This window comes from Streptomyces sp. WAC06614 (genome assembly GCF_003949795.1).
Lineage (GTDB): Bacteria > Actinomycetota > Actinomycetes > Streptomycetales > Streptomycetaceae > Streptomyces.
Genome location: NZ_RPRY01000021.1, coordinates 1 through 11,849, shown reverse-complemented (window position 1 = coordinate 11,849; position 11,849 = coordinate 1). Strand labels below are relative to the sequence as shown.

Genomic DNA, 11,849 nt, shown 5'->3' with positions numbered 1-11,849 from the left:
TCTGAGGACGGGGCCCCCGGGTGGGAGAATGTGCGGGTGAAGGGCGATTACCAGGACCTGGTGGACGAGATCTCGGCGCTGCTGGGCGCCCCCGCGACCCTGGAGAACCGGGATTTCCGCCTGATCGCCTTCGGCGCGCACGACAGCGAGGACGACCTGGCGATGGACCCGGTCCGGACCCGCTCGATCCTCACCCGGCAGTCGACGCCGGCCGTCCGCTCCTGGTTCGAGGGCTTCGGGATCGCCCGGGCCACCGGCCCGGTCCGGATCCCGGCCGCCCCGGAGGCGGGGGTGTTCCGGGGCCGGATCTGCCTGCCGGTGCGCTACCGCGGGATCGTCCAGGGCTACGTCTGGCTGCTCGACGCCGAGTCCGGCCCCGGCGGCGGCCCCGGCCCGGACGCCGCCCAGCTGGACGCGGCCATGGAGGTGGCGGCCCGGATCGGGGTGCTGCTGGCCGAGGAGGCCAAGGCCGGCGCCGACCTCTCGCGGGAGTTCCGCGCGGTGCTCACCGCGGGCCCCGGCCGGCAGCGGGACATGGCGGTGGCCGCCCTGCGGGTGGCCCTCGGCGCGGCGGCGGACGGCCCGCACGCCCTGGTCTGCGTGGCACCGTGGCCCGGCGAGGCGCCGCCGTCGGTACCGGGGGCGGCAGCGGTCTGCGTGGCGCCGGCCCTGCGCCCCGCGGACGGCCCCGAGCCCGGCGACGCCCCCGGCCCGGGCCCCGGCGCCGGGGCCCCGGCGGAGAGCGGCTCCGGCCAGGTCCTGGCCGTACTGGTGCGCCTGCGTACGCCGGACACCCTGACCCCCGCGCTGCACACGGCCGGCCGCCTGCTGCCGAAGGACCCGCAAGGGTCCCCCACCGGGCCGCGCACGGGCGCGGCGTCGGGGCCCGTCCGCACCGCCGGGGTGTCCGAACCCGTACGGAACCTGGCCGAGCTCGCCGGGGCCTGGGACCAGGCCGTGGCGGCGGCCCGCGCCGGGGCGGCCCAGCCGCGGCTGGGGCCGGTGGCCCGCTGGGCGGAGATCGGCCCGTACCGGATGCTGTCCACCCTCGCCGCGGCGGCCCCGCCCGATCCGGCGACCCGGGCCCTGCTGAACTCGGCCCATCCCGAACTGGCCCGCACCGCCGAGGTGTTCCTGGACTGCGCCGGCCAGGCCGGCCGCGCGGCGGCCGCCCTCGGCATCCACCGCCAGACGCTGTACTACCGCCTGTCCCGGGTGGAGCAGCTCACCGGCCTCGACCTGGACGAGGGCGAGGACCGCCTGCTCCTCCACATGGCCCTGAAGTCGGCCCGGCTGCTGGGCTGAGCCGGGGCGCGACTACGCCTGCCGTCCCACCATGGCCTCGGCCGCCCGGCGCATGCCCTCGGTGAGTTCCTCGGCGGAGACGGCCGTGTCCGGGTCGAACATCCACTGGACCATCAGGCCGTTCAGCAGTACCTGGTAGAAGGCGCCGAGGGTCCGGGTGTCACGGTCGGAGAGGTCCTCCTCCGGGAGGTCGGTCAGCATCGCCACCAGGCCGCGCCGGCCCTCGCCCTGCGAGGCGGCGAGCAGGGTCCGCAGCTCGGGCATCCGGTCGGGCTGGAGGGCCACCTCCAGGCTGGCGCTCCACACGGGGCGGGCCGTGTCCCGCTGGGCCAGCACGCCCTCCCAGAACCCGCGGAAGCGCTCCAGGGAGCCGCCCTCCCCCGGGCGGTCGGCCGGGAAGGCGTCGCCCCACTCCTGGACCAGTTCCACGAACGCCTGGGTGAGCAGGGCGTCCTTGGAGCCGTAGTGGTAGCCGATCGAGGCGAGGTTGGCACCCGAGGCGTTGACGATGTCGCGTGCCGTGGTGCGCACGAAACCCTTCTCGACCAGGCACTTCTTGGCACCTTCGAGGAGATCTTCCTTGTGTCCCATGCCGGGACCTTATCAAGACAAGCGTTCCAGACGGAAGTCTCATACGAACGTATAGCCGCTGTGCTGCGAGGACGACGAAGGGCCCGGGGAGATCCCCGGGCCCTTTCGGCCTTCTCCGGCCTGTGCCGTGCGCCGCGTCAGCTCAGGTTGACCGAGCGGGCCGAGGTGGCGCCGATCTCCTCGGCGATGTCGGTCAGGACGGTCGCCGGTACGGCCGCGTCCACGGTGAGGACCGCGAGCGCCTCGCCGTGCTCCTCGGTACGGGCGACCTGCATGCCGGCGATGTTCAGCCCGGCCTCGCCGAGCACCCGGCCGACCGCGCCGACGACACCCGGGCGGTCGGTGTAGCGCAGGACGACCATGTGGTCGGCCAGCGCCAGGTCCACGTCGTACTCGCCGACGCCCACGATCTTCTGCAGGTGCTTGGGGCCCGCCAGGGTGCCGGAGACCGAGACCTCCTGGCCGTCGGCCAGGGTGCCGCGCACGATCACCACGTTGCGGTGGTCCGGGGACTCCGAGCTGGTGGTCAGGCGCACCTCGACACCGCGCTCCTGCGCGAACAGCGGAGCGTTGACGTAGGAGACGGTCTCGTCGACCACGTCCTCGAACACGCCCTTGAGCGCGGAGAGTTCGAGCACCTTCACATCGTGCTGGGTGATCTCGCCGCAGACCTCGACGTCGAGCCGGACCGCGACCTCGCCCGCGAGCGCGGTGAAGATGCGGCCGAGCTTCTCGGCGAGCGGCAGGCCCGGGCGGACGTCCTCGGCGATGACCCCGCCCTGGACGTTGACCGCGTCCGGGACCAGCTCACCGGCGAGCGCCAGGCGCACCGAACGGGCGACCGCGATACCGGCCTTCTCCTGGGCCTCGTCCGTGGACGCGCCGAGGTGCGGGGTGCACACGACCTGGTCGAGCTCGAACAGCGGGGAGTCCGTGCAGGGCTCCTTCGCGTACACGTCGAGGCCGGCGCCGGCGACCCGGCCCTCCTTGAGCGCGGTGTACAGCGCGGCCTCGTCCACGATCCCGCCACGGGCGGCGTTCACGATCCGGACGGACGGCTTCACCTTGTGCAGGGCCTCGTCCCCGATGAGACCGAGGGTCTCGGGGGTCTTGGGCAGGTGCACGGTGATGAAGTCGGCGGCCTCCAGCAGCTCGTCGAGCGAGAGCATCTTGACGCCCATCTGGGCGGCGCGCGCGGGCTGGACGTAGGGGTCGTAGGCGACGACCTTCATGCCGAAGGCGGCCATCCGCTGGGCGACCAGGACACCGATGCGGCCGAGGCCGACGACGCCGAGGGTCTTCTCGCTGAGCTCGACACCGGTGTACTTGCTGCGCTTCCACTCGCCGTTCTTCAGGGCGGTGTTGGCCTGCGGGATGTGGCGGGCGGTGGCGATCAGCAGACCGCAGGCGAGCTCGGCGGCGGTGACGATGTTGGAGGTCGGGGCGTTGACGACCATCACACCGGCCTTGGTGGCGGTGGAGACGTCGACGTTGTCGAGGCCGACCCCGGCCCGGGCGATGACCTTCAGCTTCTTCGCGGCGCCGATCGCCTCGGCGTCGACCTTGGTCGCGGAGCGGACCAGGATGGCGTCGACGTCCACGATCGCGGGCAGCAGCTCGGCGCGGTCGGCGCCGTTGCAGTGCCGGATCTCGAAGTCCGGGCCGAGCGCCTCGACGGTGGCGGGCGACAGCTCCTCGGCGATCAGTACGACAGGTTTCGAGCTCACGTGGGTCCTCACATATCCATGGGGGCACCTCCCGCGCGCGCAGCGCTGCGGGGGAGGACGGCCGTCCCGACGGCCGCAGGCGGTGGAGGGGCTAGCCGCGTGGAAGACGCACGACACTGTGGGCCTGACGCGTATGTGTTGAGCAGTGTAGTGGCGCGGAGGGACCGGTTTTCCGCCTGTCCGGAGAGATCACCCGTCCGGGGTTGGCCAGGGTGGACAAGCGGCTACGGACCGTAGGGACGAAGGGGCCGGGACGCTCGCGTCCCGGCCCCTACCGCCGGGCTCAGCTCTCGTCGTCGGAGACCCAGCTCATCAGCTTGCGGAGCTTCTTGCCGGTGGTCTCCAGCAGGTGCTCCTCGTCCGCCTTCTTGTACTCGTTGTACTTGGGCAGACCGGCCTGGTACTCGGCCATCCAGGTCTCGGCGAAGGTGCCGTCCTGGATCTCGGCGAGGACCTTCTTCATCTCGGCCTTGGTGGCGTCGGTGATGATGCGCGGGCCGGTGACGTAGTCGCCCCACTCGGCGGTCTCGGAGACGGACCAGCGCATCTTCTCCAGGCCGCCCTCGTACATGAGGTCGACGATGAGCTTCAGCTCGTGCAGGCACTCGAAGTAGGCGATCTCCGGCTGGTAGCCGGCCTCGGTCAGGACCTCGAAGCCCGCCTTGACCAGCGCGGAGGCGCCGCCGCAGAGGACGGCCTGCTCACCGAACAGGTCGGTCTCGGTCTCCTCGGTGAAGGTGGTCTTGATGACGCCGGCGCGGGTGCCGCCGATGCCGGCCGCGTACGACAGCGCGAGCGCGAAGGCGTTGCCCGTCGCGTCCTGCTCGACGGCGGCGATGCACGGGACACCGCGGCCCTCCTCGTACTGACGGCGCACCAGGTGGCCCGGGCCCTTGGGGGCGACCAGGGCGACGTCCACGTTGGCCGGGGGCTTGATGAAGCCGTAGCGGACGTTGAAGCCGTGGCCGAAGAACAGCGCGTCGCCGTCCTTGAGGTGGTTCTTGATGGACTCCTCGTAGACCTTCGCCTGGATCGGGTCCGGGGTCAGGATCATGATGACGTCGGCCTCCTCGGCGGCCTCGGCCACCGAGACGACGCGCAGACCCTGCTCCTCGGCCTTCACCTTGGACTTGGAGCCCTCCTGCAGGCCGACGCGGACGTCGACGCCGGAGTCGCGCAGCGACAGCGCGTGGGCGTGGCCCTGGCTGCCGTAGCCGATGACCGCGACCTTGCGGCCCTGGATGATGGACAGGTCGGCGTCGTTCTCGTAGAACAGCTCGGCCACTGGGATATCTCCTTGGTGCGCTGGTGTTGCTCCCACCGTACGGCGGGGAACGGAATTCGGTGTGCTGGTCTCGGGATGCGAGAGGTCGGCGGCCGGGGCCCCGGAGGGGGCCCCGGCACCGCCCGGATCAGGCGCTGCGGTCCAGGGCCCGCAGGCTGCGGTCCGTGATGGACCGGCCGCCACGCCCTATGGCGATCGTGCCCGACTGGACGAGCTCCTTGATGCCGAACGGCTCCAGCATCTTGAGCATCGCTTCGAGCTTGTCGGCGCCGCCGGTGGCCTCGATGGTGACGGCCTCCGGGGAGACGTCGACCGTCTTGGCGCGGAAGAGCTGGACGATCTCGACGATCTGCGAGCGGGTCTCGTTGTCGGCGCGGACCTTGACGAGGACCAGCTCGCGCTGGATCGCCGCGGTCGGCTCCAGCTCGACGATCTTCAGGACGTTGACCAGCTTGTTGAGCTGCTTGGTGACCTGCTCCAGCGGGAGGTCCTCGACGTTCACGACGATCGTGATGCGCGAGATGTCGGGGTGCTCGGTGACCCCGACCGCGAGGGAGTCGATGTTGAACCCGCGGCGGGAGAACAGGGCGGCGATCCGGGCGAGGATGCCGGGCGTGTTCTCGACCAGGACGGAGAGCGTGTGCTTGGACATGTGCGTCGTTCTCTCTCTTTCGCTCTCTCGGCTCAGTCGTCTTCGTTGTCGCCGAAGTCGGGACGGACGCCCCGGGCTGCCATGACCTCGTCGTTGGAGGTGCCGGCGGCGACCATCGGCCAGACCATGGCGTCCTCGTGGACGATGAAGTCGATGACCACCGTACGGTCGTTGATCGCGTTGGCCTCGGCGATGACCTTGTCCAGGTCGGCCGGGTCCTCGCAGCGCAGGGCCACGCAGCCCATGGCCTCGGAGAGCTTCACGAAGTCCGGGACGCGGGTGCCCTTGCGGGGGGCGGTGGACTCGCCGAGCTGGGAGCCGACCGTGTCGTGGCCGGTGTCGTCGGCGTGCAGGACGGTGTTGGAGTACCGCTGGTTGTAGAACAGGGTCTGCCACTGTCGGACCATGCCCAGCGCACCGTTGTTGATGATCGCGACCTTGATCGGGATGTTGTTCAGGGCACAGGTGACCAGTTCCTGATTGGTCATCTGGAAACATCCGTCGCCGTCGATCGCCCAGACCGTACGGTCCGGCATGCCGACCTTGGCGCCCATCGCGGCCGGGACCGCGTAGCCCATGGTTCCGGCGCCGCCGGAGTTGAGCCAGGTGCGGGGCTCCTCGTAGTCGATGAAGTGCGAGGCCCACATCTGGTGCTGGCCGACGCCGGCCGCGTAGACGGTGCCCTTGGGGGCGAGCTGGCCGATCCGCTGGATGACCTGCTGCGGGGAGAGCATGCCGTCCTCGGGCAGGTCGTAGCCCAGCGGGTAGGTCTCGCGCCAGCGGTTGAGGTCCTTCCACCAGGCGCTGTAGTCGCCGGTGTTGCCCTCGGTGTGCTCCTGCTGGACGGCCTGGACCAGGTCGGCGATGACCTCGCGGGCGTCCCCGACGATCGGGACGTCGACGGCCCGGTTCTTGCCGATCTCGGCCGGGTCGATGTCCGCGTGGATGACCTTGGCGTACGGGGCGAAGCTGTCGAGCTTGCCGGTGACGCGGTCGTCGAAGCGGGTGCCGAGCGCGATGAGCAGGTCGGCCTTCTGCAGGGCCGTGACGGCGGTGACCGCGCCGTGCATGCCGGGCATGCCGACGTGCAGGGGGTGGCTGTCGGGGAAGGAGCCCAGCGCCATCAGGGTGGTGGTGACGGGGACGCCGGTCAGCTCGGCGAGGACCTTCAGCTCGGCCGTGGCGCCGGACTTCATCACGCCGCCGCCGACGTACAGCACCGGCCGCTTGGCCTGGGTGATCAGCTTGGCCGCCTCGCGGATCTGCTTGGCGTGCGGCTTGGTGACCGGCCGGTAACCGGGCAGGTCCGTGGTGGGCGGCCAGGTGAAGGTGGTGCGGGCCTGGAGGGCGTCCTTGGCGATGTCGACCAGGACCGGGCCGGGGCGGCCGGTGGAGGCGATGTGGAAGGCCTCGGCGATCGTGCGCGGGATGTCCTCGGCCTTGGTGACCAGGAAGTTGTGCTTGGTGATCGGCATGGTGATGCCGACGATGTCCGCCTCCTGGAAGGCGTCGGTGCCGATCGCCTTGGAGGAGACCTGGCCGGTGATCGCGACGAGCGGGACGGAGTCCATGTGGGCGTCGGCGATGGGCGTGACCAGGTTGGTGGCGCCCGGCCCGGAGGTGGCCATGCAGACGCCGACCTTGCCGGTGGCCTGCGCGTAGCCGGTGGCGGCGTGGCCGGCGCCCTGCTCGTGCCGGACCAGGATGTGACGGACCTTCTGCGAGTCCATCATCGGGTCGTACGCCGGGAGGATGGCGCCGCCCGGGATGCCGAAGACGGTGTCGCACCCCACCTCTTCGAGAGAACGGATGAGGGACTGCGCACCCGTGACGTGCTCAACTGCGGCGGGCTGCGGTCCGCCGGCGGAACGGGCCCGCGGCTGCGGATGGTGGGCCCCGGAGGCCTGCTCGGTCATCGGCATTCTCTTCTCGAAGCTGAGGGTTTTACGAGGATTCGGCGTTAGCGGCGTTTGTGGCGGTATGCGACGTGTGCCAGTGCAACAAAAAACCCCTCGTGCCGTCAGGCAAGCGAGGGGAGCGCGTCGGGTGTGCGGAGCGGGGACAGGTCGGTCCCGGCTTCAGCCGACGCGCTTTCCAAGTACGAGAATTCGGGTGCGCATGGCACAGACCCTCCCTCCGCCGGGAGGTGGATGTCAAGTGGGTGGGACGGGCGTCTCATTATTTGAGCCTCTGTGGATGGCCATCGAACCCCCCAGGGAACCACCGGCCAAGGCAGGCTGGGCCGCCCCGCCCGGTACTGGAAACGTACTCCTCGCCAGGGCGCGCCGCAGCCGGTATTCGTCCAGGGGGCCGGAAAAGGCCATGCCCTGGCCGTGCGTGCAGCCCATGGCGCGCAGGGCGAGCACCTGCTCCGGAAGGTCCACCCCGTCGGCCACGGATTGCATGCCCAAGTCATTTGCAATGCGCAACAAACCTGCTGTGATCTTGTGCAGTCTGGCCGATTCCACCACTCCCTCGACCAGCCCCCGGTCGAGCTTGAGCAGGTCCACGGGGAGCCGGCGCAGCGCGCTGATGGCCGCGTAGCCGCTGCCGAAGCCGTCCAGGGCGATGCGCACCCCGAGGCGGCGCAGGGCGGTCAGGCGGCGCTCCAGGTCGTCGAAGGGGACCCGGGGGTCGCACAGGGCCAGCTCCAGCACCAGGGCGCCCGAGGGGACGCCGTGCCGGGACAGCAGGGCCTCCACCGAGCCCAGCGGGACGCCTCCCCCGGCTGCCGCCGTGGGGACTCCCAGGTCCAGGAGCCGCTGGGCGGTCATCCGGACGGCCACGGGGACGTCGTGCCCGGCGTGACGGCGGTCGGCGGCCTGCTCCACGGCCTCCTCCAGCAGCCAGCGGCCCAGCTCGGCAGTACGGCCGGCCGCCCCGGCCGGGTGGTCGGGAGCGGCTGCGCCCTCGTTCTGCTCGGCCACCCGGAGGAACTCGGCGGGGGTGAAGAGGATGCCCTGGGCGGAACGCCAGCGGGCCTGGGCGGACACCGCGGTGATCTCACCCGTGGCCAGGCAGACGACGGGCTGGTGGAGCAGGGCGAACTCGCCCTCGTGGAGCGCGGTGCGCAGCCGCCCGGCCAGCTCGGCCCTGCGGACCACCTCGGCCTGCATCTGGGGGGCGTACAGCTCGACCCGGTCCTTGCCCCCGGCCTTGGCGCGGTACATCGCCAGGTCGGCGTTGCGCATGAGGTCCGAGGGGGTGATGCCGGGGTCGGCGAAGGCCACGCCGATGCTGGCGGCGACCCGGACCTCGTGCCCGGAGATCCGGTACGGCTGGGACAGGGTGGTGCGCAGCCGGTCGGCGATCTCGTGGACCTGGTGGGCGCGGGCACTGCGGTCCCGGCTGCCGTCACCGAGGATCAGCGCGGCGAACTCGTCGCCGCCGAGGCGGGCGGCGGTGTCCCCGGCGCGGACGGAGTCGTGGAGCCGGCGCGCGGCCTCCACGAGCAGTTCGTCGCCGGCCTGGTGGCCGATGGTGTCGTTGACGGCCTTGAAGCCGTCGAGGTCGATGAAGAGCACGGCCGTGCTGTGGTCGCCGGCCCGCCGGCCGGTCAGGGCCTGGCGGACCCTGCGGGTGAACAGGGCCCGGTTGGGCAGGTCGGTCAGCGGGTCGTGCTCGGCGCTGTGCTGGAGCTGGGCCTGGAGGCGGACGCGTTCGGTGACGTCCCGGCTGTTGAGGATCAGGCCGCCCTGGTGGCGGTTGACGGTGGACTCGACGTTCAGCCATTCGCCGCTGCCGGACTTGAAGCGGCACTCGATGCGGGTGGTCGGCTCCTCGGCGGGCGGTGCGGCGAGGAAGCGGCGGACCTCGTGGACGACCCCGCCGAGGTCGTCGGGATGGATCAGGTCGGCGAGCTGGGTGCCGACCAGCTCCTCGGCGTCGCGGCCGTAGACCCCGGCCGCGGCGGGGCTGACGTAGCGCAGGGTGCCGGTGGGGGCGGCGATCATGATGACGTCGCTGGATCCCTGGACCAGGGAGCGGAAGTGGTTCTCCTTCTGGGCCAGCTCCTGGGTGAGCGCGATGTTGTCGAGCAGCATGATCCCCTGGCGGATCACCAGCGCGAGGACCACCGTGCAGCCGGTGAAGACGACCATCCGGTCGATCTTGCGGCCGTCCACGTTGTAGAGGATGCCGAGGGTGCACACCGCGGCGGCCAGGTACGGGGTGAGGGCGGGCAGCGAGCCGGTGAGGGGGCGGCTGACCGGGCGGGGACCCCGCGGCGGCCCGGAGCCCTCCTGGCCGTACCCGAGCCGGCGGGCCCCCCAGGGCGCGTAGGCGAGCAGCAGCGAGCCGGCGAACCAGCCGGCGTCGAGGAGCTGGCCGGACTGGTAGTTGGCGCGCAGCAGCGGCGAGGTGAACAGGGCGTCGCTGAGCACGGTGAGGGCGAGCGCGGCGATGGCGGTGTTGACCGCCGAGCGGTTGCCCGGGGAGCGCCGGAAGTGCAGGACCAGCACCATCGAGACCAGGGCGATGTCCAGCAGCGGGTAGGCCAGGGAGAGGGCGGCCCGCGGGACGCTGCCGGGGGCGCCGTCCTGGGCGGTCTGCGCGGCGTGCGCGAGGGCCAGGCTCCAGGAGAGGGTGAGCAGCGAGCCGCCGATGAGCCAGGAGTCGAGGGCGAGGCAGACCCAGCCGGCCCGGGTGACGGGGCGCTTGGCGAGGACGAGCAGGCCGACGATGGCGGGCGGCGCGAAGCAGAGGAAGGCGAAGTCGGCGACCGAGGGCTGCGGCACCTCCCGGCCGAGGACGACCTCGTACCAGCCCCAGACCGTGTTGCCGCAGGCGCCCATGAGGGAGGAGAAGGCGAACAGCAGCCAGGCGGGGCGCTCGCGGGAGCGGTGGGTGCGGGCGTAGTGGTAGCAGGAGACGGCGGCCAGCGCGCCCGCGGCGGCCAGGCCGAAGTCGCCCATGACGAGGGCGATCTCCGGCGAGCCCCAGCCGAGGCCGGCGCCGACGGCGTACCCGCCGCACAGGAGGGCGAGCAGCAGCTGGGCCATCAGGCTCCGGCCGGTGCCGCCCGCGCCGCCGGTGGCCGGCGGCCGGGCCACGAGCGTGCCGGGGGCGCTCACCGGTCCGCTCCTCGGGCGGTGTCCGGTGCGCACCCGCTGCGCTCCGGGCGGCTCTGCCGCGTCGGGTCGTTCGTCCATTGGCCGTGCATCGCCCGTCGCCCCCCAAAGTGTCCGATCACTCCCCAGCGCCAGACGTTCGTGGCGCAGCCCCTTGTTCCGGACGATACACCACTTTCGTCACTCAGGGATATAGATGCTCTACGCTGCGTGACGATATGAGGAGTCGGTGATACAGTCCGCGCCCGAGTGATCGCGGAGTGTGCATCATCGGGCTCATTCGGTGATCAATACCGCGTTCTCCAGCGTCCCGCCCTCGGCGAAACGGGTGAGCTGGCGGGCGAGCAGCCGCTTGGCGCGGGGCTCGAACGCGGAGCTGCTCCCGCCGACATGGGGCGTGATGAGGACGTGCGGGGCGTGCCACAGCGGGTGCCCGGCGGGCAGCGGCTCCGGGTCGGTCACGTCCAGGGCGGCGCGCAGCCGGCCTTCCCGGAGCTCGGCGAGCAGGGCGCCGGTGTCCACGACCGGGCCGCGGGCCACGTTCACCAGCAGGGCCCCGTCCTTCATCCGGGCCAGGAACTCGGCCCCGGCCAGGCCCCGGGTCTGCTCGGTGAGCGGGGTGCACAGGATGACCACGTCCGCGCCGGGCAGCAGGTCCGGCAGGTCGGCGAGGGCGTGCACGGGGCCGCGCACGGTGGTGCGCCCCGAGCGCGCGACGCGCAGCACCCGCGCGCACTCGAACGGCACGAGCCGGTCCTCGATCGCCTCGCCGACCGCCCCGTAGCCGACGATCAGCACCACCTTGTCGGCCAGGGCCTCGTAGAAGCCGAACCGCCACTCCTCGCGGTCCTGGCCGCGCACCATGCCGGGCAGGCCGCGCAGGGAGGCGAGGGTGAGGGCGAGGGCGAGTTCGGCGGTGCTCGCGTCGTGGACGCCGCGCGCGTTGCACAGCGTGACGCCGGGGGCCAGCCGGTCGAGCCCGCCGAGGACGTGGTCGATGCCGGCGGTGAGGGTCTGCAGCACCGCCAGCCGCGGCATGTGCACGACGGGGCGCAGCGTGACCTCGGGGGACTTCATGTACGGGGTGACGTAGAAGACGCAGTCGGCCGGGTCGGCGGGGAACTCCTCCTCCCCGTCCCAGTGGCGGTAGTCGAAGGCGTCGGGCAGCCCCGGGACCTCCTCGGCGGGGAAGGGCAGCCATACGTCGGGGCGGGCGGCGG

Annotated in this window: 8 protein-coding genes; 1 reads left to right on the top strand and 7 read right to left on the bottom strand. The window is 72.0% G+C overall.

Features of this window, described 5'->3' with window-relative positions; genetic code table 11:
* The first annotated feature begins 36 nt into the window (after positions 1-36).
* On the top strand, positions 37-1,305 hold the full coding sequence (locus EF918_RS04890; protein WP_125641284.1) for a CdaR family transcriptional regulator: 1,269 nt from the start codon (positions 37-39) through the stop codon (positions 1,303-1,305).
* Between the two features lie 12 nt (positions 1,306-1,317).
* Here the strand turns inward: EF918_RS04890 and EF918_RS04885 are convergent, their stop codons facing one another.
* From EF918_RS04885 to EF918_RS04855, 7 genes are all read right to left on the bottom strand, one after another.
* Positions 1,318-1,896 (bottom strand): TetR/AcrR family transcriptional regulator, encoded by a 579-nt coding sequence (locus EF918_RS04885; protein WP_125641281.1) that lies wholly within the window; start codon positions 1,894-1,896, stop codon positions 1,318-1,320.
* Between the two features lie 137 nt (positions 1,897-2,033).
* Positions 2,034-3,623: a phosphoglycerate dehydrogenase gene (serA, locus tag EF918_RS04880; RefSeq protein WP_125641278.1), complete on the bottom strand. Its 1,590-nt coding sequence runs from the start codon at positions 3,621-3,623 to the stop codon at positions 2,034-2,036.
* Between the two features lie 283 nt (positions 3,624-3,906).
* Positions 3,907-4,908: a ketol-acid reductoisomerase gene (ilvC, locus tag EF918_RS04875; RefSeq protein WP_125641275.1), complete on the bottom strand. Its 1,002-nt coding sequence runs from the start codon at positions 4,906-4,908 to the stop codon at positions 3,907-3,909.
* 127 nt (positions 4,909-5,035) lie between these two features.
* The gene (gene ilvN / locus EF918_RS04870; protein ID WP_125641272.1) at positions 5,036-5,560 is read right to left on the bottom strand and encodes an acetolactate synthase small subunit; all 525 of its coding nucleotides are present in this window, start codon (positions 5,558-5,560) and stop codon (positions 5,036-5,038) included.
* A 32-nt stretch (positions 5,561-5,592) separates the two neighbouring features.
* Positions 5,593-7,482, bottom strand: coding sequence for an acetolactate synthase large subunit (locus EF918_RS04865; protein ID WP_125641269.1), 1,890 nt, complete (start codon positions 7,480-7,482; stop codon positions 5,593-5,595).
* 231 nt (positions 7,483-7,713) lie between these two features.
* Entirely contained in the window at positions 7,714-10,560 is a 2,847-nt protein-coding gene (locus EF918_RS04860) for a bifunctional diguanylate cyclase/phosphodiesterase (RefSeq protein ID WP_260609799.1), read from the bottom strand.
* A 345-nt stretch (positions 10,561-10,905) separates the two neighbouring features.
* A complete protein-coding gene (locus EF918_RS04855; protein WP_125641366.1) occupies positions 10,906-11,826 on the bottom strand; it encodes a 2-hydroxyacid dehydrogenase in 921 nt (306 codons plus the stop codon).
* Positions 11,827-11,849 lie beyond the last annotated feature (23 nt).

Bases quoted from the DNA above. Each gene is read 5' to 3' on its own strand.
- EF918_RS04885 (WP_125641281.1), bottom strand. From the start codon at position 1,896: ATGGGACACAAGGAAGATCTCCTCGAAGGTGCCAAGAAGTGCCTGGTC.
- ilvN (WP_125641272.1), bottom strand. From the start codon at position 5,560: ATGTCCAAGCACACGCTCTCCGTCCTGGTCGAGAACACGCCCGGCATC.
- EF918_RS04865 (WP_125641269.1), bottom strand. From the start codon at position 7,482: ATGCCGATGACCGAGCAGGCCTCCGGGGCCCACCATCCGCAGCCGCGG.
- EF918_RS04860 (WP_260609799.1), bottom strand. From the start codon at position 10,560: ATGGCCCAGCTGCTGCTCGCCCTCCTGTGCGGCGGGTACGCCGTCGGC.